Annotated in this window: 21 protein-coding genes; 8 read left to right on the top strand and 13 right to left on the bottom strand. The window is 65.4% G+C overall.

What is annotated here, in order from left to right; genetic code table 11:
* Positions 1 to 100 precede the first annotated feature (100 nt).
* Positions 101 to 1,195, top strand: a complete 1,095-nt coding sequence (locus QTI04_RS17380) for a PA0069 family radical SAM protein (protein WP_286599823.1) — start codon at positions 101 to 103, stop codon at positions 1,193 to 1,195.
* Here QTI04_RS17380 and QTI04_RS17375 read toward each other — a convergent pair.
* The 3 genes from QTI04_RS17375 to QTI04_RS17365 are packed head-to-tail and all read right to left on the bottom strand — an operon-like array spanning position 1,146 to position 7,058.
* Entirely contained in the window at positions 1,146 to 2,627 is a 1,482-nt protein-coding gene (locus QTI04_RS17375) for an efflux transporter outer membrane subunit (RefSeq protein ID WP_286616714.1), read from the bottom strand. The two genes, QTI04_RS17380 and QTI04_RS17375, sit on opposite strands and share 50 nt — an antisense overlap.
* Positions 2,624 to 3,841, bottom strand: a complete 1,218-nt coding sequence (locus QTI04_RS17370) for an efflux RND transporter periplasmic adaptor subunit (RefSeq protein WP_286599827.1) — start codon at positions 3,839 to 3,841, stop codon at positions 2,624 to 2,626. The genes QTI04_RS17375 and QTI04_RS17370 overlap by 4 nt, the downstream gene beginning before the upstream one ends.
* A 4-nt stretch (positions 3,842 to 3,845) precedes the next feature.
* The gene (locus tag QTI04_RS17365; protein ID WP_286616711.1) at positions 3,846 to 7,058 is read right to left on the bottom strand and encodes an efflux RND transporter permease subunit; all 3,213 of its coding nucleotides are present in this window, start codon (positions 7,056 to 7,058) and stop codon (positions 3,846 to 3,848) included.
* Between the two features lie 120 nt (positions 7,059 to 7,178).
* On the opposite strand from QTI04_RS17365, the gene QTI04_RS17360 reads away from it, so the two are divergent.
* The gene (locus QTI04_RS17360) at positions 7,179 to 7,667 is read left to right on the top strand and encodes a gluconokinase (RefSeq protein ID WP_286616852.1); all 489 of its coding nucleotides are present in this window, start codon (positions 7,179 to 7,181) and stop codon (positions 7,665 to 7,667) included.
* Here QTI04_RS17360 and QTI04_RS17355 read toward each other — a convergent pair.
* From QTI04_RS17355 to QTI04_RS17340, 4 genes are read right to left on the bottom strand one after another with little or no spacing between them, the layout of a single operon-like run.
* On the bottom strand, positions 7,664 to 8,272 hold the full coding sequence (locus QTI04_RS17355; RefSeq protein ID WP_286616710.1) for a 3'-5' exonuclease: 609 nt from the start codon (positions 8,270 to 8,272) through the stop codon (positions 7,664 to 7,666). The two genes, QTI04_RS17360 and QTI04_RS17355, sit on opposite strands and share 4 nt — an antisense overlap.
* Entirely contained in the window at positions 8,269 to 9,156 is an 888-nt protein-coding gene (fghA, locus tag QTI04_RS17350) for an S-formylglutathione hydrolase (protein WP_286616709.1), read from the bottom strand. Before fghA ends, QTI04_RS17355 begins: the two co-directional genes overlap by 4 nt.
* Positions 9,153 to 10,064 (bottom strand): alpha/beta fold hydrolase, encoded by a 912-nt coding sequence (locus QTI04_RS17345; RefSeq protein WP_286616708.1) that lies wholly within the window; start codon positions 10,062 to 10,064, stop codon positions 9,153 to 9,155. Before QTI04_RS17345 ends, fghA begins: the two co-directional genes overlap by 4 nt.
* 7 nt (positions 10,065 to 10,071) lie before the next feature.
* Positions 10,072 to 11,178 carry an S-(hydroxymethyl)glutathione dehydrogenase/class III alcohol dehydrogenase gene (locus tag QTI04_RS17340; RefSeq protein WP_286616707.1) on the bottom strand — a complete coding sequence of 369 codons (1,107 nt, stop codon included), beginning with the start codon at positions 11,176 to 11,178 and terminating at the stop codon, positions 10,072 to 10,074.
* A gap of 65 nt (positions 11,179 to 11,243) precedes the next feature.
* Between QTI04_RS17340 and aroQ the strand changes: the two genes are divergently transcribed.
* Genes aroQ through QTI04_RS17325 form a run of 3 tightly spaced genes read left to right on the top strand, consistent with a single transcriptional unit; the run spans position 11,244 to position 13,443 of the window.
* Positions 11,244 to 11,699 (top strand): type II 3-dehydroquinate dehydratase, encoded by a 456-nt coding sequence (gene aroQ, locus QTI04_RS17335; protein WP_286616705.1) that lies wholly within the window; start codon positions 11,244 to 11,246, stop codon positions 11,697 to 11,699.
* The gene (locus tag QTI04_RS17330) at positions 11,696 to 12,808 is read left to right on the top strand and encodes a mandelate racemase/muconate lactonizing enzyme family protein (protein ID WP_286616704.1); all 1,113 of its coding nucleotides are present in this window, start codon (positions 11,696 to 11,698) and stop codon (positions 12,806 to 12,808) included. The genes aroQ and QTI04_RS17330 overlap by 4 nt, the downstream gene beginning before the upstream one ends.
* Entirely contained in the window at positions 12,808 to 13,443 is a 636-nt protein-coding gene (locus QTI04_RS17325) for a DNA-3-methyladenine glycosylase I (protein WP_286599840.1), read from the top strand. Before QTI04_RS17330 ends, QTI04_RS17325 begins: the two co-directional genes overlap by 1 nt.
* A gap of 12 nt (positions 13,444 to 13,455) precedes the next feature.
* On the opposite strand, the gene QTI04_RS17320 is transcribed toward QTI04_RS17325, so the two are convergent.
* From QTI04_RS17320 to QTI04_RS17295, 6 genes are all read right to left on the bottom strand, one after another.
* A complete protein-coding gene (locus tag QTI04_RS17320) occupies positions 13,456 to 14,973 on the bottom strand; it encodes a SpoVR family protein (protein WP_286599842.1) in 1,518 nt (505 codons plus the stop codon).
* Positions 14,970 to 16,259 carry a YeaH/YhbH family protein gene (locus QTI04_RS17315; RefSeq protein ID WP_286599843.1) on the bottom strand — a complete coding sequence of 430 codons (1,290 nt, stop codon included), beginning with the start codon at positions 16,257 to 16,259 and terminating at the stop codon, positions 14,970 to 14,972. Before QTI04_RS17315 ends, QTI04_RS17320 begins: the two co-directional genes overlap by 4 nt.
* 21 nt (positions 16,260 to 16,280) lie before the next feature.
* Complete coding sequence (locus tag QTI04_RS17310) at positions 16,281 to 18,203, bottom strand: PrkA family serine protein kinase (protein WP_286599844.1); 1,923 nt, start codon at positions 18,201 to 18,203, stop codon at positions 16,281 to 16,283.
* A gap of 126 nt (positions 18,204 to 18,329) precedes the next feature.
* A complete protein-coding gene (locus tag QTI04_RS17305; RefSeq protein WP_286616702.1) occupies positions 18,330 to 18,524 on the bottom strand; it encodes a hypothetical protein in 195 nt (64 codons plus the stop codon).
* 196 nt (positions 18,525 to 18,720) lie between these two features.
* Entirely contained in the window at positions 18,721 to 19,704 is a 984-nt protein-coding gene (locus QTI04_RS17300) for a tripartite tricarboxylate transporter substrate binding protein (RefSeq protein WP_286616701.1), read from the bottom strand.
* A gap of 32 nt (positions 19,705 to 19,736) precedes the next feature.
* On the bottom strand, positions 19,737 to 20,609 hold the full coding sequence (locus QTI04_RS17295; RefSeq protein WP_286599846.1) for a fumarylacetoacetate hydrolase family protein: 873 nt from the start codon (positions 20,607 to 20,609) through the stop codon (positions 19,737 to 19,739).
* 121 nt (positions 20,610 to 20,730) lie between these two features.
* Here QTI04_RS17295 and QTI04_RS17290 point away from each other — a divergent pair, with 121 nt between their 5' ends.
* The 3 genes from QTI04_RS17290 to QTI04_RS17280 all read left to right on the top strand — a co-directional run bounded on the left by QTI04_RS17290 (position 20,731) and on the right by QTI04_RS17280 (position 23,269).
* The gene (locus QTI04_RS17290) at positions 20,731 to 21,402 is read left to right on the top strand and encodes a FadR/GntR family transcriptional regulator (RefSeq protein ID WP_286616700.1); all 672 of its coding nucleotides are present in this window, start codon (positions 20,731 to 20,733) and stop codon (positions 21,400 to 21,402) included.
* 155 nt (positions 21,403 to 21,557) lie between these two features.
* Complete coding sequence (locus QTI04_RS17285) at positions 21,558 to 22,547, top strand: tripartite tricarboxylate transporter substrate binding protein (RefSeq protein WP_286616699.1); 990 nt, start codon at positions 21,558 to 21,560, stop codon at positions 22,545 to 22,547.
* Positions 22,544 to 23,269, top strand: coding sequence for a substrate-binding domain-containing protein (locus tag QTI04_RS17280; RefSeq protein WP_286616698.1), 726 nt, complete (start codon positions 22,544 to 22,546; stop codon positions 23,267 to 23,269). Before QTI04_RS17285 ends, QTI04_RS17280 begins: the two co-directional genes overlap by 4 nt.
* Positions 23,270 to 23,394: the final 125 nt, after the last annotated feature.

Below are 23,394 nucleotides of genomic sequence, written 5' to 3'. Positions count from 1 at the left end.
AAGCTTACGCCTCCGTCCGCTCATCGGTAACAAGCGCTTGCTGCATCGGCGACGGAAAGATGGAATACTGTTGTTTCATACAGTATTTTGGGTGACGATCATGGCCGATGTTTTTATCCCGCTGCATGCCCTGAAGGGCCGGGGCGCGGCCACGCGCCTGCCGCATCGCTTCGAGCGCGACACGCGCAACGCCTTCGACGACGGCTGGGGCACGCTCGAGGAAGGCGCGGCCGACGCCGAGGGCTTGCCGCCGCTCGCCACAGAAGTGCGCTTCGAAAACGTCAGGTCGGTGCTCACCCACAACGATTCGCCCGACGTGCCCTTCGACAGTTCGCTCAATCCCTATCGAGGGTGCGAGCACGGATGCATCTACTGCTTCGCCCGTCCGACCCACAGCTACCTCAATCTGTCGCCAGGGCTCGATTTCGAAACCAAGCTGATCGCCAAGCGCAACATCGCCGAGGTGCTGCGCGCCGAACTGGGCCGCAAGAGCTACGTGCCCAGCCCCATCGTGATCGGCACCGCAACGGATTGCTATCAGCCGATCGAGCGCGAACTGCGGCTCACGCGATCGGTGATCGAACTGCTGAAGGAAACGCGCCACCCCTTCGGCCTCGTTACCAAGTCCAGCGCGGTGGAGCACGACCTCGACCTGATCGCGCCGATGGCGGCCGAGCACCTGGCGGCCGTGTACGTCACCATCACCACGCTGGACGGCGAACTCGCGCGCAAGCTCGAACCGCGCGCGGCCGCGCCGCACCGCCGGTTGCGCACCGTGCGGACGCTGGCCGAAGCGGGCGTGCCGGTGGGCGTGAGCGTGGGGCCGCAGATTCCCTTCGTCAACGAGGACATGGAGCAGGTGCTCGAAGCGGCCTGGGAGGCTGGGGCGCGCAGCGCCTTCTACACGGTGATCCGTCTGCCTTGGGAAGTCGCGCCGCTCTTCAAGCAATGGCTGGAGCTGCATTACCCGCAGCGTGCGGGCCGCATCATGGCGCGCATCCGCGAGATGCGCGGGGGCAAGGATTACGACGCCGACTTCGCGACCCGCATGAAAGGCAGCGGGTTGTGGGCCGACCTGATCCGTCAGCGCTTTGAGAAGGCGACGCAGCGCATCGGCTTTGGCCGGGATCGCACCACGTTCGATCTCAGCGCGTTCCGACCACCTGGCGCAGCGGGGCAGGGCAGCCTGTTCTAGCTTCGGTCGCGCCGCGGGGCTCGACGCCGCACCAGTCGCCGCCGAGCGCCTTCACTAGAAAGACCGAGGTCAGCATGCGCTGGCCGTTGATCTGCGCGGCTTGGCGTTCGGTGTTGAGCAGGGCCTGCTGGGCGGTGATCACATCGAGATAGATCGACGCGCCGCCCTCGTAGCGGCTGGCCGCCATTTCCAGCACGCGGCGCGAACTCGCGACGGCCGCGAGTGCCTGCGTCGATGCGCGGTCCAGCGAGGCCAGGCCGGTAATGCCGTCCTCGGCCTCCTGCATTGCAGTCAGGACGACCCGGCGGTAGTTGGCCACGGCGGCGTCATAGCCGGCACGCGTGAAATCGACGTTGGCGCGAATGCGGCCGCCATCAAAGATCGTCTGCGTGGCGGAAACGCCGATCGACCACAGAAGGCTGTTGGCGTCGAGCAAGGTCGAGATCGTGCGGCTGTCGAGGCCGCCGGTCGGCAACAGCATCACGCTCGGATAGAAGGCTGCGGTGGCGACGCCGATCTGCGCATTGGCAGCCGCCATCGCGCGCTCGGCGGACGCGACGTCGGGCCGACGCTCCAACGCATCGGACGGTACGCCGATGGGAATCGCTGGCGGCTCGAGCGGCTTGAGATCGGGCGCGATCGAGAACACGGGCGCGGGCGTTCCGCTCAGCGTGGCGATCGCGTGTTCGTACTGGGAGCGCTGCTTCTTCAGCACGTCCACTTGTGTCAGGGTGTTGTCGAGCAGTGCTTGCTGCTGCGCCACGTCCAGGCCGGACACGGCGCCCAATTCGTGGCGGTCGGTCACGAACTCCAGCGCTCGGCGCTGCAGCGCGATGGAGCGCGCCAGCACGTCCAGTTCCACGTCGATCGACCGCAGGTTGAAGTAGCTCGACGCCAGGTCGGTCGTGAGCAGCAGGCGCGTGTTCTCGAGGTCGGCAGTCGACTGGGCAGCCGACGCTGTTGCGCCTTCGACGGATCGCTGTACGCGCCCTGCGAGGTCGAGCTCGTAGCTCGCCGTGAGCGACAGGGCGAAGTCGTTCTGCACCGTCGAGAAATTCGGGGCGTTGTAGTTGGTGAGCGGACGGTTCTCGGAGATCTGGAAACGCGCCGCGCGCGCGCCGAGCCCGACTTGCGGATAGCGGGCGGCCTCGCTGCCAGCGAGGGATGCACGCGCCTGCGCCAGCCGCGCGGCGGCGAGGTCCAGCGTCGGGTTGTTGGCCAGTGCCTTCTGCTGCAGCGCATCGAGCTGCGCATCGCCGAAACGCTGCCACCACGGGCCCTTGTCCTCGGCGTCGCTGGGCGTTCCCTGGCGCCACGGCTCTTCGAGCCGCCAGGTCACCGGCACGTCGACGGGCGGCTTCCGGTAGTCTGGCCCTGCAACGCAGCCCGCCAGCAGCGCGACCGCCAGAATCGAGATCCGCGGCAAGCTCACGCCGGTTCCTTGGCAACCACGACGACATCGCCCTCGGCCAGCGAATCGGACGGATTCAGCACCAGCCGGTCAGTGGCGCCGAGGCCATCGAGCACTTCGACCGTTTCTCCATAGTTGCGGCCGAGCTGCACGGTGCGCAGGTGGACGCGCCCCTGCGCATCGACCACTGCCACGCGCGTACCTTCGGCCCGGAAGATCAGCGCGTTGGCCGGAATGGTGAGCGACTGGCTGGCCGCGAGCGGCAGCGAAACCTGGACGTAAGCGCCGGGGAGCAGGGTGCCGTCCTTGTTGGGCAGCGACACCTCGACCTGCATCATCCGCGTGGTCGTGTCGATCGCGCCCGAGGTGCGCGCCACTTCGCCCTTGAAACTCTGGCCGCGCAGTTCTGCCTGGGTGACCACGACCGGCTGCCCCGCCTTGATGAGTTGGGCATAGGCCTGCGGCACGTTGATGTACACCCGCAGCGGATCGGTCTGCGCGAGCATGAACAGGGCCCGCCCGCCGCCACCGCCGCCGGCATCGATCAGGTCGCCCACGTCGACGTTGCGCCGCGTGATCACGCCGGCGAAGGGCGCCAGCACGCGCTTGAATCCCTCGGTCTGCCGCAGCCGCTGCATGTTGGCATCGGCGGCGGCCAGGTTCGCGGTGGATTGCGCGAGCGCGCTGCGGCGTTCGTCCAGGTCCTGCTGCGAGACCACATCCTTCTTGCGCAGGTTTTCCCAGCGCGCGACCGTGCTCTTCGCCAGTTCCAGACCGGAGGCTGCCTGCTGTCGCGCCGCGATGGCCTGGGAGAGCTGCTGGTCGATTTCCGGCGTCTCGATTTCGGCCAGGAGTTCGCCCTTTTCGACGCGGCTGCCGATGTCCTTGGTCCAGCGCCGCAGGTAGCCGCTGGCGCGCGCCGAAATCGGCGACTGCACGAAGCCCTGCAGCGTGCCTGGCAGCGCCAGCGTCTGGCCGGCGGCAGCCGTCTGGGGCAGGGCGGTCTTGACGTACTGCGCGGCGCGCTCGGCGGTGCCGGCCTCCAGTGCGCGCGCATTGCTCATGCGGACGAACACGGTGCGCGCGGCGCCGACGGCCAGCAGAGCGAGCACGATGAGCACCACGATCCGGGTGCGGCGCACGATCTGCCGGCGCTTCGGCAGCTCGTGGTGATCGCCGTCCTCATCGACGGCGATCGGGTGGATGGCCAATGCCGCGTGGCGTTGCTCCGACATGTTTTCAGGTCTCCTGGGGCTCGGCCCCGAGCGAGGGTGGTGCAGATGAGGCGGCGTTGCGCGCCGCCTGGCGGTGCGCACGGCGGCTGTGGATTTCGGCGAAGACTGCCGGTACGAAGAACAGCGTCGACACCGTGGCGAACAGCAGGCCGCCGATCACGGCGCGGCCGAGCGGCGCGTTCTGCTCGGCACCTTCGCCGAGCCCCAGCGCCATCGGGATCATGCCGATGATCATCGCCAGCGCCGTCATCAGCACCGGCCGGATGCGCGTGGCGCCGGCTTCGAGCGCGGCCGACAATGGAGGCGTGCCTGCCGAAAGCCGCTCGCGCGCGAAGGCCACAAGCAGGATGCTGTTCGCCGTCGCGACGCCCATGGTCATGATCGCCCCCGTCAATGCCGGCACGCTGAGCGTCGTGCCGGTGATGAATAGCATCCACGCGATGCCGGCCAATGCCGCCGGCAGCGCGGTGATGATGATGGCAGCATCGATCCACGACTGGAAGGTGACCACGATCAACAGATAGACCAGCACGATCGCCATCGCCAGCCCGATTCCAAGTCCGATGAAGGACGACTGCATGGTCTGCACCTGGCCGCGGACCGTGACCTGGCTGCCGCGCGAGAGCTTGGGTCTCATCTCGTCGACCAGCGCCTGCACCTTGGACGCCACGCTCGCGAGGTCGGTCCCCTGGACACTGACGTACACATCGACCACCGGGCTGATGTTGTAGCGAGAGACCACCGCCGGCTGCCTGCCGGGCTGGGCGTCGACCAGGTTGCCCAGCAACTGCGGCGCGTTGCCGGAAGCCGCGGCTCCGCCGCCTGCGCCGACCGGGATGTTGAGCAGCGAATCAAGCGAGTCCACGTTGTACTGCGGCGACTGCACTGCGATGTTGTAGACCACGCCGTTCTGCGGGTTGAGCCAGAAGGCCGGCGCCGTCTGCGAACTGCCGGACAGCGCGATCAGCACGTTCTGCCCGACGTTCGCCGCCGTCAGCCCGAACTGCTGCAGCCGCGTGCGGTCCATCTGCAGGTTCAGGCCGGGGCCGTCAAGCCGTTGGTGCACGTGCGCATCGACCGCGCCGGGAATCTGCCGGATGGCCTTGACCAGTTCCGCCGCGAGGGCAGCGTTGGCGTTGACGTCGTTGCCGCTGAACTGCACGTCGATCGCGGCGGGCAGGCCGAAATTGAGAATCTGCGTGACGATGTCCGCCGGCTGGAAGAAGAACTCCGTGCCCGGAAAACGCTTGGGCAACTCCGCACGCAGCAGCGACACGAACTCTTCGGTCGGCCTGTGCCCGTCGCGCAGCGAGAGGAGGATTTCGCCGTCCAGCGTGCCGATGGTGCCGGCATTGCTGTAGGAGAGGTTGATGCCGCTGTTGGGCACGCCGAGGTTGTCGAGGATGGTCTCGAGCTGGTCCTTGGGAATCAGCTGCCGGATGGCCGCTTCGACTTCGTCGGCCAGTCGCGCCGTTTCCTCGATGCGGGTACCGGTGGGGGCGCGCATGTGGAGGCGGATCTGCCCCGCGTCCACGCCGGGGAAGAAGTCACGCCCGAGCACCGGATACAGCAGGCACGACAGAACGCAGAAACCCAGGAAGAGCGCGATGAACTGGCCGCGCTTCGCCAGCAGGGCCGACAGCACGAGCGTGTAGGCGCGCCGTACGCGCTCGAAGCGGCGGTCGAAGCTGCGGTACACGCGCTGCAGCAGGCTCGGCCCGGTTTCGGCTGCGGCCTTGGCGTGCACGCCCCCCATCAGCAGCATCACCAGCGTCGGCACCAGCGTGCGCGAAAGGATGTATGACGCGAGCATCGCGAACACCACCGCTTCCGCCAGCGGCACGAAGAGGAAGCGCGCCACGCCCGACAGGAAGAACATCGGCACGAACACGATGCAGATGCACAGCGTCGACACGAAAGCCGCGGGGCCGATCTCGCCGGCGCCGACCAGGATGGCCTCGTTGAGCTCGGTGCCCATGTGCAGATGGCGCTCGATGTTCTCGATCGTCACGATCGCCTGGTCGACCAGGATGCCGACCGAGAGCGCAAGGCCGCCCAGCGTCATGAGGTTGAGCGTCTGGCCCAGCGCATAGAGCACGAGGATGGACGCCAGGATCGACAGCGGAATCGTCAGCGCGATGATCAGCGTGCTGCGCCAGTTGCCCAGGAAGAGCAGCACCATCGCCGCCGTGAGCGCCGCGGCGATGATGGCTTCGGCCACCACGCCCTGCACGGCGGCCTTGACGAAGACCGACTGGTCGAAGAGCGGCGTGATCTTGATGTCCGCCGGCATGCCCTGCGCCGCGACGGGCAGCAGTGCGCGCAGGTTGGAGACGATGTCCAGCGTCGATGCGCCACCGTTCTTCAGCACCGACAACAGGACGCCGCGCACGCCGTCCTGCCGCACCACGTTGGTCTGCGGCGAAAACCCGTCGCGCACGTTCGCCACGTCGCGCAGGTAGGTGGTCGCGCCGGCGGAAGTGCGAACCGGCAAGTCGTTGAGACCGGCGATGGCTTCGGGCGAGCCGTTCATGCGCACGCTGTATTCGGTGGCGCCGAACTTGGCCGTGCCCGACGGCAGGATCAGGTTCTGCGCATTGACCGCGTTGACCACGTCGGTGGGCGACAGGCCGCGCGCCTGCATCGCCTGGGTGTCGAGGTCGACCGAGATGAGCCGGTTCTTGCCGCCGTAGGGGAAGGGCACCGCCACGCCGGGCACGGTGATGAGTTGCGGCCGCAGCTGATTGATCGCCGCGTCGAACAGCGCATTCTCCGGGCGCGTGGGACTCGACAGCGCGAGCTGGATGACCGGAATGCTCGATGCCGAATACTTGATGACCAGCGGCGGCGTGATCCCCGGCGGCAACTGGCGGACCTGCGTTTGCATCGAGGCCACCACCTGAGCGATGGCCGTCTCGATGTTCGCCGTCGGCTGAAAGAAGACCTTGATGACGGTCACGCCCGCCAGCGACTGCGACTCGATGTGCTCGATGTCGCTGACCGTCGTGGTCAGGCTGCGCTCGGTTTGACCGGCGATGCGCTGGCCCATCTCCTGGGCCGGCAGTCCGCCGTAGTTCCAGATGATGCTGATGACCGGAATATTGATTTCCGGAAAGATGTCGGTCGCCATTCGAAGCAACACGAACGGCGTGGCCAGCACGATGAGCATCGCCATCACGATGAAGGTGTACGGGCGACGCAGAGCCAGCTGAACCATGGAAACGACTTGTTACTTATCGACAACGAGGCCGCCATCATAAGGAGAGATGGCAACACAATGGAGCCTATGCAGCAGCTTTACGTTCCCGGCGGCGACAGCTTTCACTGGCTGGTGGTGATGGGCGTTTCGGGCTGCGGCAAGTCCAGCCTGGGTGCAGAACTGGCGCGCGAACTGGCGCTGCCGCTGATCGAAGGTGACGACTTCCACTCGCCGGAAAGCGTGAGCAAGATGCGCGCCGGCATTGCTCTGACCGATGCTGACCGTGCTGGCTGGCTCGCCACCTTGGGCCGGGAGCTGGCCAGCCATCCGGAGGGCGCGGTGCTCACTTGCTCGGCGCTCAAGCGCGATTACCGCGACCGGCTCCGCGCCGCCGTGCCAGGGCTGCGCTTCGTGTTCCTGGCGTTGACGCGCGAAGAGTCCGAGCGGCGGGTCGCGTCGCGGGCCGGTGCCCACATGTTCCCGGCCAGCCTGGTCGCCAACCAATTCGCGACGCTGGAGTCACCCGTGGGTGAGTCGGGTGTGCTGGAAGTCGATGCGACGGCGCTGAGGGCGGAACTCGTCGCGCAGACGCGCGCCTGGCTCGCTGGACCCGCCCCGCTGAGCTAGGCGCCGACGCGGAGCCCGAGCGCGTCGAACACCCGGATCGCCGCGTACGAGTCGTTGGCTGCGTAGCGCAGCTGCGCGTCGGTGAGCTGCCGGTTGGCCCAGTTCGACGTCGTGGCCTTGCGCGACTTGATGAATCGGCGGTTGAACACCAGTGCCACGGCGGTCTTCACGCCCACGGACTTGCGATAACCGCGGTGGCGGAATTCACTGTCGATATCGAATACGGCTTGGGGCTCCACGCCGAAGCGCTGGCGGATCAGGCCCAGATCGCTCGACAGGCCGAATCCCACTTTCGTAAGTTCGGTCGACGCGAGCAAGGCACCCAGCTCGCCGTGGAACTCCGTGCGATGCAACTGGAACAGCCAAGCCTCGTGGAGCGTCGCGAACTGGATCACATGCGGGCCACCGGACACCTCGAACTTCGCGAAGGTCGGTTTCGATTCGGTGTCGAAGCCCACCACGCCGCTCGCGAGCAGCGCCTTCGTCGCGTCTTGGGCTTCCCGAAGCGTGGTGACCACCCGGATGTCCTGCAGTCCGAGGCCTTCGAATGGTTCGAGCAGCGCGATTTGCTCGCGTCCGGGCAGCGGAGGAAGGTCTTTATTCATGAGGCGGCGGTGGCCGAAGCGGCTCGCAGGAGCTTGCTGTGATGGGCGAGGTGATCAGCGATGAAGCTCTGGATGAAGTAATAGCCGTGGTCGTAGCCCTCGTGCCGCCGCATGGTCAGCGCTTGTCCGGCTGCGAAGCATGCAGCCTCGAACAAGTGCGGATGCAATTGCTCGGCCAGGAATTTGTCGGCCAGGCCCTGGTCGACCAGGATGCCTTCCGGATAGGGCGCGACCACTTGCGATTGCATCAGCGCCGAGGCGTCGTGCGCCAGCCACGCGCTGCGGTCATTGCCGAGGTAGCCGCTGAACGCCTTCTCGCCCCACGGGCACTGAGAAGGTGCGCAGATCGGCGCGAAGGCCGACAGCGACTTGAACCGCCCCGGATGCCGCAGTGCGAGCGTCAGCGCCCCATGGCCGCCCATCGAGTGGCCGAAGATGCCGATGCGCTTCGCATCGATCGGAAAGGCTTGCGTGGCGAGCGGGAGCAGCTCATGGATCAGCCAGCTCTCCATGCGCCAGTGCTCGGCCCAGGGTTCGGCGGTCGCGTCCAGATAGAAGCCGGCGCCGATGCCGAAGTCCCAGCTCGACGTCGCGCCCTCGATGCCCTCGACCGCCTGCCCGCGGGGGCTGGTGTCCGGCGCGATCAATGCAAGACCCAGATCGGCCGCGACGCGCTGCGCGCCGGCCTTCACCATGAAGGTCTCCTCGTTGCATGTCAGACCTGCGAGGTACATCACGGCGGGCACGGGTCCATGCTCCGCTTGCGGCGGCAGGTACACCGAGAAGCGCATCGGCAGGCCGATCTCTCGCGAGGCGTGTTCGTGGAATCGCTGCACGCCGCCGAAGCAGCGGTGTTCCGAAAGAGTCTTCAGGTTGTCTGTCATGTCTTGCGTGCGGGTACGAGTTCGAGTACCGCATCGGCGAACACGCGCGGTACCTCCTGCGGCATGTTGTGGCCGACGCCGGGCACGACGCGGTGCGAACGGGGTCCGGTGAAGTGGTGCGCATGCGCGGAGGCATCGGCCACCGGCCGAACGCCATCGTCGGCGCCATCGAAGGTGATGGTCGGCACGGTGATGGACGGTTGCGCGGCCAGCCGAGCCTCGATGGCGGCATAGGCCGGGTCGCCCGGCACGAGACCGAAGCGGTGACGGTACGAGTGGATCACGATCTCGACGAAATCCGGATGGTCGAAGGCTGCTGCACTGCGCTCGAAGGTCGCATCGTCGAACTTCCAGGTCGGCGACCAGAGTCGCCAGAGCAGCCGGGCGATGCCGCGGCGATCGGCCGCGAGCCCGGCACGTCCGCGCTCGCTGTGGAAGTAGTACTGGTACCAGAGCCGGTGTTCGTTCTCCGCGACCTCCGGCTCCATCGCCCTGGCGATGTTCTGGATGTTGTAGCTGTTGAAGGACACCAGCCCCGCGCAGCGCTCGGGCCAGAGCGCCGCTACCACGCATGCGGCGCGACCGCCCCAGTCGTAGCCGGCCAGCACCGCGCGCGGGATCGCTAGCGCATCCAGCAGCGCGAGCAGGTCTGCGCCCAGCGCGGCCTGTTCGCCGGAGCGCGGCGTCGCGGCGCTCAGAAAGCGCGTGGCGCCGTAGCCTCGCAGGTACGGCACGATCACCCGGCATCCCGCATCGGCCAGCATGGGGGCGACTTCGACGTAGCTGTGGACGTCGTAGGGGAAGCCATGCATGAGCAGCACCGGCGGCCCATCTGGCGGACCAGCCTCGAAGTACGAGACGTCCAGCACGCCGGCTCGGATGGTGCGCAGTGCGTCCATACGGGTCATGGCAGTGCTAGTACAGGACCACGCCGCGGATCGACTCGCCGCGCTTCATGAGGTCGAAGCCCTTGTTGATGTCTTCCAGCGGCATGGTGTGGGTGATCAGGTCGTCGATGTTGATCTTGTTTTCCATGTACCAGTCGACGATCTTGGGCACGTCGGTGCGTCCGCGCGCGCCGCCGAAGGCCGAGCCTTCCCACTTGCGGCCGGTCACGAGCTGGAAGGGGCGCGTGCTGATCTCCGCACCCGCCTCGGCCACGCCGATGATGATGCTGCGGCCCCAGCCCTTGTGCGTGCATTCCAGCGCCTGGCGCATCACCTGCGTGTTGCCGATGCACTCGAAGCTGTAGTCCGCGCCGCCATCGGTGAGCTGGACGATGGCGTCCACCACGTTGGGCGTGTCCTTCGGGTTGATGAAGTGCGTCATGCCGAACTTGCGGGCCATCGCCTCGCGCGCGGGGTTCAGGTCGACACCGATGATCTTGTCTGCGCCCACCATCTTCGCGCCCTGGATCACGTTCAGGCCGATACCTCCGAGGCCGAACACGACCACGTTCGCGCCGGCTTCCACCTTGGCCGTGAAGATCACCGCACCGATGCCGGTGGTCACGCCGCAGCCGATGTAGCAGACCTTGTCGAAGGGCGCGTCCTCGCGGATCTTGGCCAGCGAGATCTCGGGCGCGACCGTGTAGTTGCTGAAGGTGCTGGTGCCCATGTAGTGGAAGATGGGCTTGCCGTCCAGGCTGAAGCGGCTGCTGCCGTCGGGCATCAGGCCCTTGCCCTGGGTGCCGCGGATCAGCTGGCACAGGTTGGTCTTGCGCGAGAGGCAGAACTTGCACTGACGGCATTCGGGTGTGTAGAGCGGGATGACGTGGTCGCCCTTCTTGAGCGTGGTCACGCCGGGGCCGACGTCGACCACGATGCCTGCGCCTTCATGGCCGAGGATCGCCGGGAAGATGCCTTCGGGATCGGCGCCCGACAGCGTGTAGTAGTCGGTGTGGCAGATGCCCGTGGCCTTGATCTCGACCAGCACCTCGCCGAACCGGGGGCCTTCGAGGTCGACGGTCTCGATGGTCAGGGGCGCGGCGGATTTCCAGGTGACGGCGGCTTTGGTTTTCATGGGTCCTTGGGGGTTCGATTCGGGAACCGGGCACTATAAGATGCCCGGCACAGGAGCGTCACATCATGAAGAAAATCCTTGTCCTCAACGGCCCGAACCTGAACCTGCTCGGAACGCGGGAACCTGCTCAATACGGCTATGAAACACTGGCTGACGTCGAGCGCATGTGCGCCGAGACGGGCGCCAAGCTCGGCGTGGAAATCGAGTGCCGACAGTCCAACCACGAAGGCCAACTGATCGACTGGATTCATGAGGCGGGCCGCGAGGTGGCGGCGAGTCGCATGCTCGGCGTGGTCATGAATCCCGGCGCCTACACGCACACGTCGATCGCGTTGCACGATGCGATCAAGGGCGCGAACGTGCCACTGATCGAGCTGCACATTTCCAACGTGCATGCGCGCGAGGAGTTCCGGCATCACTCGTACATTTCGCCCGCCGCGCGCGGGATCATCGTCGGCTTCGGCGTGAAGGGCTATCCGCTCGCCATCGAGGCGCTGGTGCGCGTGAGCGAGCCGAAGTGAAGATCAAGTCCGTCCAGCCCTTCATCCTGCACGTGCCGGTCACCGGCAGCCAGATCGCCGACAGCACGCACAGCATCACGCATTGGGGCGTGGTCGGCGCGCAGATCGAAACCGAAGACGGCCTGAAGGGCTACGGCTTCACCGGCACGCACGCGCATCTGCCCGGCGACCAGCTCATCACGCGCTGCATCGAGACCTGCCATGCGCCGCTGCTGGTCGGGGAGGCCGCGAACGACGTGCACCGGCTGTGGCTCAAGCTCGCGCGCAACCCCGCGCTGCAATGGATCGGCCGCGCCGGCATCACCACGCTGTCGCTCGCGGCGATCGACATCGCGCTGTGGGACCTGAAGGCCAAGGCCGCCGGCGTGCCGCTCTGGAAGCTCCTCGGTGGCCAGGTTCGACAGAAGGTCCGGGCCTACAACACCGACATCGGCTGGCTCAGCATCGCGGACGACAAGCTGGTCGAAGGCGCACGGCGTGCGGTGGAGGACGGCTTCACCGGCATCAAGATCAAGGTCGGTTCGACCGTGGACCGTGACCTGCGCCGGCTCGAGGCGGTGCGACAGGCGATCGGGCCGGAAGTCACGCTGGCGGTCGACGGCAACGGCAAGTGGAGCCTGGCGGATTGCCTGCGCTTCTGCCGCAGCGCGGAGGCGTCCGATGTGTTCTGGTTCGAAGAGCCGCTGTGGTACGACGACGTCAAGGGCCATGCGCAACTGGCGCGCGCCACGCAAATTCCGGTCGCGCTCGGCGAACAGCTCTACACGGCCGACGCGTTTTCGGAGTTCTTCGCGCAGCAGGCGATCCATTGGGTGCAGCCCGACGTGACGCGCATGGGCGGCATCACTGAAGTTCTCCAGGTGTGCGAGGCTGCACATGCGTTCCGGCTGCCGGTTGCGCCGCATGCGGGCGATATGAGCCAGGTCCATGTGCATCTGAGCTATGCACACCCAGCCTGCGAGGTGCTGGAGTACATCCCCTGGATCAAGGCCTGCTTCACCGATCCTGCTGAAGTGGTGGACGGCCATTTCGTGCTGCCGCAAGAGCCCGGCGCCGGAACCACCCCGACCTCCGATGCATGGCAGAAGTACCGCCAGGCCACCGCATGATGAGCGAACGGGCAGGCTTGTTCGAAGGCGCGGACGGCGCGTTGCGCTGTCGATGGTGCGAATCGACGCAGATCTATAGGGACTACCACGACAGCGAATGGGGCTTTCCGGTCACGGACGACCGGCGCCTTTTCGAGAAGCTGTGCCTTGAAGGCTTCCAGGCCGGCCTGAGCTGGCTGACCATCCTCAACAAGCGGGAGGCCTTCCGCCGCGGATTTGCGCAGTTCGAGGCCGAGCGGGTGTCGCGCTTCGGCGCCGATGATGTGGCCCGGCTGCTCGCTGATACCGGTATCGTGCGGCATCGCGGCAAGATCGAGTCGACCATCAACAACGCGCAGCGCGTGCTTGAACTGCGCGGGGAGTTCGGCTCGCTGGCTGCCTATGCGTGGCGATTCGAACCCGAAGCCGCCTCTCGTCCGAAGCGCATCACGCACGAGGCCTTGCGAGCGATGACGACTTCAGCCGAATCGGCGGCGATGTCCAAGGACTTGAAGAAGCGCGGATGGAGCTTTGTCGGCCCGACGACCGTCTATGCCTTCATGCAGGCCATGGGTCTGGTCAACGATCACGTCGAGGGCTGTCACGCCCGTGAGCAGGCGCTGAAAGCGCGCGCCACGCTCGAACTGCCACGCTGATCGCCCAGGCTGCTATGCAGCCTGCGGCCCCGGAACCTTGCGATGATTCACGCGGCCCTGGCTGTCGACGCTCTCCAGATGGACATCGAAGCCCCACAGCCGCGCCACATGCTTGAGCACTTCCTGTGAATCGTCGTGCAGCGGGCGGTTGTTGTGCTGCGTGTGGCGCAGCGTGAGCGAGCGGTCGCCGCGCAGGTTGACGCTCCACACCTGGATGTTGGGCTCGCGGTGGTTGAGGTCGTACTGGCGAGACAGCGATTCACGCAGTTGGCGGTAGCCGCTATCGTCGTGAATGGCCGACACCTCGAGTTCGGGCTCGCTTTCCTGGTCGCGCACCGCAAAAAAGCGGAAATCGCGCATCAGCTTGGGCGAGAGGAATTGGCCGATGAAACTCTCGTCCTTGAAATTGCGCATGGCATAGTCAAACGAGGTCAGCCAAGGGGTGCCCGCCAGATCGGGGAACCAGCGCTTGTCTTCCTCGGTCGGTTTCTCGCAAATGCGCCGGAGGTCGGTGTACATCGCGAATCCCAGGGCATAGGGATTGATGCCGCTGTACGCGCGGTGGCCGATGGGTGGCTGAAAGACCACGTTGGTGTGCGACTGCAGCCACTCCATCATGAAGCCGTCCGCCAGGAGGCCTTCGTCGTAGAGCGTGTTGAGCAGGGTGTAGTGCCAGAAGGTGGCCCAACCCTCGTTCATTACCTGCGTCTGGCGCTGCGGATAGAAGTACTGCCCGATTTTGCGCACGATACGCACCACTTCGCGTTGCCACGGGTCCAACAATGGTGCATTTTTCTCGATGAAGTACAGCAAGTTCTCCTGCGGCTCCGCGGGGAAGCGCTTGGAGGCCTCTTCCTCCTCGGCGCTGCGCCCACTGCGGCGGGGAAGGGTGCGCCACAGGTCATTGACCTGCTGCTGGAGGTGATGCTCGCGCTCCTCGCGGCGCGCCTGTTCCTGGCTGAGCGACAGCCTTTGAGGGCGGCGATAGCGATCGACGCCGTGGTTCATCAGCGCATGGCACGAGTCCAACAGGTCCTCGACGGCGGATACGCCGTGGCGTTCTTCGCACTCGGCGATGTATTTCCGCGCGTAGACCAGGTAGTCGATGATGGACGAGGCGTCCGTCCACATCTTGAAGAGGTAGTTGCCCTTGAAGAAGCTGTTGTGGCCATAGGCCGCATGGGCGATCACCAGGGCCTGCATCGCCATAGTGTTCTCTTCCATGAGGTAGGCGATGCACGGATCGGAATTGATGACAATCTCGTAGGCCAAGCCCATATGGCCGCGGCGGTAGTTCTTTTCAGTGGATATGAACTGCTTGCCGTAGGACCAGTGACGGTAGATGACCGGCATGCCGACCGACGCATAGGCGTCCATCATCTGCTCGGCCGTGATGATCTCGAGCTGGTTGGCGTACGTGTCAAGCTTGTAGCCGCTTGCCACGCGGGCGATTTCGCTGTGGTATTGCTCGATCAGCTCGAAGGTCCAATCCGACGGGCTGGGCAACGGAGTACGGGTCTTCGCGTTCACGCCGGTCCTCTCTCTTTCTTGAACAGATCGCGAAATACGGGGTAGATGTCCTGCACGTCGGCCACCTTGCGCATCGCGAAGTTTTTGTGCGAGCCGACCAGCTGGGTGTATTCCTCCCACATGTTCTGCTCGGCCTCGGCTACCTGTACATAGGCGTAGTAGCGCACCACCGGCAGCAGGTGCTCGCTCAGGAGTTCGCGGCAGCGGCCGCTGTCCTGGTGCCAGTTGTCACCGTCGCTGGCCTGTGCGCCGTAGATGTTCCATTCGCCGCTGGGGTAGCGCGCGCGGATGATGTCGTTCATCAAGGTCAAGGCGCTGGAGACCACGGTGCCGCCGGTCTCGGTGGCATGGAAGAATTCTTCCTCGGTGACTTCGGCGGCCTGCGTGTGGTGGCGGATGAAGACGAGGTCGATCTTCTCGTAGTGCCGCGTCAGGAACATGTACAGAAGCATGAAGAAGCGCTTGGACATGTCCTTGCGCGCTTCGTCCATGGAACCCGAGACGTCCATCAGGCAGAACATCACCGCCTTGGCGGAAGGCACCGGCACTTTCACGCGGTTGCGATAGCGCAGGTCGATCGGGTCGAGGTAGGGCACGCGCCGGGCCTTGGCGCGCAGCTCTTCGAGCTTGGCTTCGGTTTCGCGGATCTCGCGTTGCACCAGCGCGTCGGACGCGCGTGGACTGCGCTGCAGATGCAGCAAGTGCGCCTCGAGTTCGCGAATCTCGCGCCGCGAGTCACCGCCCAGCGCGATGCGCCGCGCCAGTGCGCCTCGCATCGAGCGCACCACGTGCAGGTTGCTCGGATTGCCATCGCTGACGAAGCCGGCGCGGTGGCTCTTCCATTCCGGCACCTCGGCCAGCTGGGTGCGGATCAGGTGGGGCAGGGCGAGGTCCTCGAAGAAGACCCGCATGAACTCTTCCTTGGTCAGGCGGAAGACGAAGTCGTCCTCACCGCCTTCGCCGTCTCCAGCCTGCGAGCCGCTGCCCGATCCGCCGCCGCCTTGCGGCCGCTCGATGCGGTCGCCCTTGACGTACTCCTTGTTGCCCGGATGCACGTACTCGCGGTCGCCGCCCTGGCCATGGCCGAACACCGGCTCGGACACATCGCGCTTGGGCAGCGTGATGTCCTCGCCCTGTTCGAGATCGCGGATGCCGCGACCGCTGACGGCACGGCGCACGGCTTCACCGATCTGCTCGCGGTAGCGCCGCAGGAAACGCTCGCGGTTGCCAATGGACTTGTTCTTGCCCGACAACCGGCGGTCGATGATCTGCTGCAGCATGGCCACGGCCGGAACTCCTTCAGCTCATCATGAGCTCTTGCGAACGCGTAAATACCACTCGCACAGCAGACGCACCTGTTTGGCGGTGTAGCCCTTCTGCACCATGCGATTGACGAAGTCCTCGTGCTTCTTGAGCTCGTCGGCGCTGCTCTTGGCATTGAAGCTGATGACGGGCAGCAACTCCTCGGTGTTGGAGAACATCTTCTTCTCGATCACCGTGCGCAGCTTTTCGTAGCTGGTCCACAGGGGGTTCTTGCCCGCGTTGCCGGCGCGTGCGCGCAGCACGAAGTTCACGATCTCGTTGCGGAAGTCCTTGGGGTTGCTGATGCCCGCGGGCTTCTCGATCTTCTCGAGCTCGGCGTTGAGCGATCCGCGGTCGAAGACTTCGCCGGTGTCCTGGTCGCGGTACTCCTGGTCCTGGATCCAGTAGTCCGCGTAGGTCACGTAGCGGTCGAAGATGTTCTGTCCGTACTCAGAGTAGCTTTCGAGGTATGCCGTCTGGATCTCCTTGCCGATGAACTCCGCATAGCGCGGCGCCATCAGCTCCTTGATGTAGGACAGGTACTTCTGCTCCGTCTCGGGCGCGAACTGCTCTCGCTCGATCTGCTGCTCGAGCACATACATGAGGTGCACCGGGTTGGCCGCGACCTCGCTGCTGTCGAAGTTGAAGACCTTGGAGATGATCTTGAAGGCAAAGCGCGTCGAGGTGCCGCTCATGCCCTCGTCGACGCCCGCGTAATCGCGGTACTCCTGGATGGACTTGGCCTTGGGGTCGGTGTCCTTCAGGTTGTCGCCGTCGTAGACCTGCATCTTGCTGAAGATGCTGGAGTTCTCGGGCTCCTTGAGACGTGTGAGCACCGAGAACTGCGCCATCATGCGCAGCGTGCCAGGCGCGCACGGCGCAGCCGCGAGCGACGAGTTACGCACGAGCTTCTCGTAGATCTTGATCTCCTCGGACACGCGCAGGCAGTACGGCACCTTGACGATGTAGATGCGGTCAAGGAAGGCTTCGTTGTTCTTGTTGTTGCGGAAGGCTTTCCATTCGCTCTCGTTGCTGTGCGCGAGCACGATGCCGTCGAAGGGGATGGCGCCAAAACCTTCGGTGCCCTTGAAGTTGCCTTCCTGGGTGGCCGTCAGCAGCGGATGCAGCACCTTGATGGGTGCCTTGAACATTTCGACGAACTCCAGCAGTCCCTGGTTGGCCAGGCAGAGGCCTCCAGAGTAGGCGTACGCATCGGGATCGTCCTGAGCGTAGTCCTCGAGCTTGCGGATGTCGATCTTGCCGACCAGCGAGGAGATGTCCTGGTTGTTTTCGTCGCCCGGCTCGGTCTTGGCAACGGCGATCTGGCGCAGTACCGAGGGGTAGCGCTTCACGACCTGGAACTTGCGGATGTCGCCGCCGAACTCTTCGAGGCGCTTCACGGCCCAGGGCGAGAGGATGCGCTGGAGGTACCGGCGAGGGATGCCGTATTCCTTCTCGAGGATCTCGCCGTCTTCCGTCGCGTCGAAGAGACCGAGCGGCGTTTCGTTGACCGGCGAACCCTTGATCGAATAGAAGGGAACGTGCTCCATCAACTGCTTCAGGCGCTCGGCGATCGAGCTCTTGCCGCCGCCCACCGGGCCGAGCAGATAGAGGATCTGCTTCTTCTCTTCCAGCCCTTGCGCGCCGTGCCGGAAGTACGACACCACCTGCTCGATGGCATCCTCCATGCCGTAGAACTCGCGGAAGGCCGGGTAGATCTTGATGACCTTGTTGGCGAAGATGCGCGACAGCCTGGAGTCGTTGCGCGTATCCACCAGTTCGGGTTCACCGATGGCTTCGAGCATACGTTCAGCCGCGGTGGCGTACGCCATGGGCTCCCGTTTGCAGATCTCAAGGTATTCCTGCAGGGACAGGACCTCTTCGCGCGTACGCTCGTAACGAGCGGCGAAGTTGCTGATGACATCCATAGACACCTCCATCGAGTCAGCGGGGCGCTGCCCGGAGTCTCCGTGCTGCACACGTTGCATCGTTCGCAGGAATGGTGCCAGGTGATGTGTGCACGCTTTGGATCGACTCCTCAAGCAGGAACTTGGTTAAAGCATAGAACAAAGAACGCCTCCAGCAAATTGCTTTTCTTGCTTTTCCGTTAAGAACAACAAGAAGGTGAAAAAGTTCATGGGAAAGGCCAGTGCTGTCGTCGAAACAATCACAAGTCCGGGCGCGTGCGCCGGACACACCGACGCCAATCTTCCTGCGTGCGCGGTGGCGAAGCTGTCGGATTTCGTCATCTGCACATGTCCGTTCCTTCCATATGACATCAAGGTCTATTTGCGATCCAACGCCCGTGCATGGCCGTCGGCGTACGCACAAACGCGCAAAGCGCGACAATTCTCGTGAACTATTTCCAAGCCAGCGGGCGCACAAAAAAAAGCGGCCGTCGGGGCCGCCTTTTTGCGCATTGGTTTTCGCACCTGTCTGGCATCGCTACTCGACCTTGCCGATCTTGCGGACCGCGTCGGTCATCGTGTTCGCATCGGCATGCCAGTACGTCTGGAACTCGGGTGCGTCGAGGTAGGCCAGGGGGCTGCCGGCGCGCTCGATCACCTGCGCCACGGCAGGGTCTGCGGCGACCTTCGCAGAGGCGGCGCGCAGCTTGCGCACGATCTCGTCCGGCGTACCGGCGGGCACGAAGAGGCCCGACCACTGTGCGAACTTCACCTTGTAGCCGGCTTGTTCGAGGCTCGGCACGTCCGGCAGCGCGGCCAGCGGCTTGTCGCCCCAATGCGCCAGCGCGCGAAGCTTGCCGGCCTTGATCTGCTGCACCACGGTCGACGGCCCGCTTGCCACCGCATCGACCTGCCCCGCGAGCAACGCGACGATGGCGGGTCCTGCGCCGGTGTAAGGGATGTGCGTCATCCGGAATCCGGCGGAGTTCTTCAGCATCTCCATCGGCACGTGCATGGTGCCGTAGTTGCCAGAACTTCCGTAGTTGTAAGTGCCGGGCTTGACCCGCGCATCGGCGATGAACTGCGACAAGGTCTTCCAGGGCGCATCAGCGCGCACGACCAGCACGGTCGGATCCGCGGTGAAGCGGGCGATCGGCTTGAACTGGTTCATCTGATAGGCGGGCTTGCGTTCGAGGATCGCATCGGCCTCGGGAAGGATCGAGATCGATGACAGGCTCAGCAGCACCGTGTAGCCGTCCGCCGGCGCGCGGGCCACGAAGCCAATGCCGACCGCGCCGCCGGCGCCGGCCTTGTTTTCCACGATCACGGTCTGTTTCAGTTCGCGCGACAAGGATTCGGCCACCGGCCGTGCCACCGTGTCGGCAACGCCACCGGGAGGGAAGGGCACGATCATCGTGATCGGCTTCTCGGGCCAGCCCCCCTGGGCAAGTGCCGCAGTGGCGGCGCAGCACGCGGCCGCCAGGAGCGCGGCGCGCAGCAGCGCGCGTCGGGGTTGATGCATGTGTTTGTCTCCGTTGTGTTTCGTGGGGTGGGTCAGACGAACCGGTTTTCCAGGGTGCCGAGCCCGTCGATCTCGATGCGGACCACGTCGCCCGCCTTCAGGTACTTCGGCGGCGTCAGCCCCATGCCGACGCCGGCCGGCGTGCCGGTCGCGATCACGTCGCCCGGATGGAGCGTGATGCCGCGCGAGCAGGTTTCGATCAGCGTCGGAATGTCGAAGATGAAGTCGGTGGTCTGTCCGTCCTGCCGCAGTTCGCCGTTGACCCAGCAACGCACCCGGGTGCGCGTCCCGTCCATCTCGTCGGCGGTCACGATCCATGGACCCATCGGGCAGAAGGTGTCGAAGGACTTGCCCAGGTCCCACTGCTGGTGGCGCATCTGCACGTCGCGCGCCGTCACGTCGTTGACGATGGTGTAGCCGAACACGTGCGACAGCGCATCCTCGCGCGAGATGTTGCGGCCGCCCTTGCCGATGACCACGGCCAGCTCGGCCTCGTAGTCGATCTGCGCCGAGATGGACTCGCCCGGCAGCCGGACCTCATCGTTCGGCCCGATCACGCACTCGGGCACCTTGGTGAACACGATGGGCCAGGTATCGACCTTGGCTGCGTTGTTCTTGAAAACCGAAGCCGAGAGTTCTTTCGCGTGTGCGTGGTAATTGCGGCCCACGCAGAAAATGTTGCGGCGCGGCATGGGCAGCGGCGCTTCCAGCCTGACGTCGCTCAGCGGGACGGGCTCGCCGGTCGGCGGGAGTTGCGTGGCGCCGGAGGCGCGTTCCTCGACGAGCGAGAGTGCGCCGCGGCGAGTTCGGGGTGGGTCGAACCGGAACGCCCTGACCGTCGCGCCATCCGGCGAAACAAGGCCCACGTGCCGGCGGCCTTGGTACTGATATGTAGCGATGCGCAAAATGATCTCCTGAATGTCGACCAAATGCTACCAATCCGATACCAAGTGCACAATAGAAGTTGCGCCGGGATCGGATTGATACGATCGGTGCACCCCACTCAACCCATCCGTTCTTGCGATCGTGCAAAGTGCCCTGACCCTCCGGGAAGCCATTCTCGAGAACCTCCAATCGCGCGCATGGCGAGCGGGCCACCGCCTGCCGACCGAGCGCGAGTTGAGCGGGCAGTTCGGACTCAGCCGGTCGGCCGTTCGCCGCGTCCTCGCGGACCTGAAGGGAAGGGGGCTCATCACACAGACGGTGGGCAGCGGCACCTACGTCAGCGAAGAAGTAGTGCAGGCGTTGGCGAACATCACCCGTGGGGGCGCGCCGCTCGCGACCAGCCCTGCGGAACTGATGAGTGCGCGTCTCGTGCTGGAGCCCGCGATCATCGCGATGGTGGTCGGCAATGCCACCCATGCCGACTTCGACCGAATGGAGAACTGCTGCGAAAGGGGCGAGGCGGCGGACACCATCGAGGAGTTCGAGTTGTGGGATGGCAAACTGCACGAGGCCATCGCCGATGCCGCGCACAACGCCTTCATCTCGGCCGTCTTCCAGCGGATGAACGAAGCGCGGGCGCAAAGCGAGTGGGGCATGCTCAAGCGCAGGAGCGCCACACCCGAGCGCCGTCTGGACTACGAGCGCGAACATCGCGAACTCGTTGCCGCCTTGAAGGACCGCGACGGCGCCCGCGCCAATGAACTCTGCATTGGCCACCTGACGCACGTGCGGCGCAATCTGCTTGGGTATTGACCCGGCACCGGCCCCTTGCGGACAAACCCGGCCCCGCATTGACCCTGGCGGCGTCGCTCGCTATATTGGTTCTCGATTGGCATATGCGGATACCAATTCATACCAATCGTTGCGATATCGGACGGCGACCCGCATCCCCCCGCCTGGAGACAACCGTGAAGACACCGTCGGCTCGAAGTCTGCGTCCGAACCATCGCTGGTGGGCCGCTGCCTTGCTGGCGGTGGCGCCGTGGGTCGCCGCGCAGGACTATCCCTCGCGGCCCGTGCGCGTCGTCGTGCCCTTCGCCGCTGGCGGACCCGCCGACGTGTATGCGCGCTTCCTCGCCACGCGCTTGCAGGAGGCGCTAGGCCAGGGATTCGTGGTCGACAACCGGCCCGGCGCCGGCTCGGTGATCGGCACCGACGCCGTGGCAAAGAGCCCGGCCGACGGCTACACGCTGCTGCTCATGTCGAACGCTCACACGGTCAACGAATCGCTGATCCCCAACAAGCCGTTCCAACTGATGCGCGACTTCGTGCCGGTCGCCGCCATCAACTACTCGGACCTGGTGCTCGTCACGCGAAGCGGGCTGCCAGTCGACAACCTGGGGCAACTGATCGCGCTCGCCAAGTCGAAGCCCGGCGCGCTGTCCTATGCATCCTCCGGTCCCGGGACGCCGTACCACATGGCCGGCGAACTCTTCAAGGCGATGGCAGGCGTCTCGATCCTGCACATTCCCTATCGGGGCAGCGCCGGTGCACGCACCGACGTCCTGGGTGGTCAAGTCGACATGATGTTCGACGCCGTGCCGACCATGACGGAGCACGTCCGCAGCGGCAAGGTCAAGGCCGTGGCGACCACTGGCCTGTCGCGTTCCGCCGTGATGCCGGACGTGCCGACCGTCAACGAAGCCGGCGTACCCAAGTACGAAGCCACGATCTGGCTCGGTTTGATGGCACCCAAGGGCACGCCCGCCGCGATCGTCGATCGGCTGAACGCCGAAGTCGTCAAGATCGTGTCCAACCCCGAGGTGGTCCGCGCCTGGAAAGCGCAGGGCGCGACGCCGCTGACCATGAACGTGGCCGATTTCACGCGCTACATGAACGAAGACATCGACAAGTGGTCGCGCATCGTGAAGATCTCCGGCGCCAAGGCGGACCAATGAACATTCTTTGCGCCGGCGCCGCTCAGGGCCTGGTCAAGGCTTTGCAGGGTGTGTTCCTGGAGTTGACAGGTGCCAAGGTCGAAGGACGCTTCGGCGCCGTTGGCGCGATGAAGGAGGCACTGCTCGCGGGAGAGCCCTGCGACGTGATGATCGTCACCGAGGCCATGATCTCCTCGTTGCAGGCCGACGGACGGCTGGCGCCGGGCTCGGAAGCCGCGCTCGGCCGCGTGCGCACCGGCATCGCGGTCCGCGCCGGCGATGCGGTGCCCGCCATGGCCTCGCCCGACGACTTGAAGGCCGCACTGCTCGCAGCGAGCTCGATCTATCTCCCGGACATGCAGCGCTCGACCGCCGGCATCCACTGCTCCGCCGTGCTGGTGGAGCTCGGGATCGCCGAGGCAGTCTCTTCGCGCCTGCGCACGTTTCCGAACGGCGGTACCGCCATGCGCGAACTCGCCGCCGACCGCCATCCCGGCGCGATCGGTTGCACGCAGGTCACCGAGATCAGGTACACGCCGGGTGTGGCGCTGGTGGGGGCGTTGCCCGAGGCGTTTGAACTGGCCACGGTCTATGCAGCCGCGGTCAGCGCCGCGACCCGCCAACCGGACCTTGCCCGGCGCTTTGTGGAACTGATCGCGGGTCCTCGATCACGCTGCCTTCGCGAGCAGGGCGGCTTCGAATTCACCGCGTCCATGCCATCGGGCGGACGCCTTCCTGGCTGATTCGACGCTCGGCGCTGGGCAAGGTCGACCTGATCCTCGTGACGCACGGTCACGGCGACCATTACCTCGAGGCAAGGACGAGACACACGTGGGCGGCGAACCCTGTGGTTTCGTCATTGAGATCC

It is taken from the genome of Variovorax sp. J22R115 (assembly GCF_030317005.1).
Lineage (GTDB): Bacteria > Pseudomonadota > Gammaproteobacteria > Burkholderiales > Burkholderiaceae_C > Variovorax.
The sequence above is the reverse complement of the archived record's forward strand: the minus strand, read 5'-3'. Positions and strand labels throughout refer to the sequence as shown.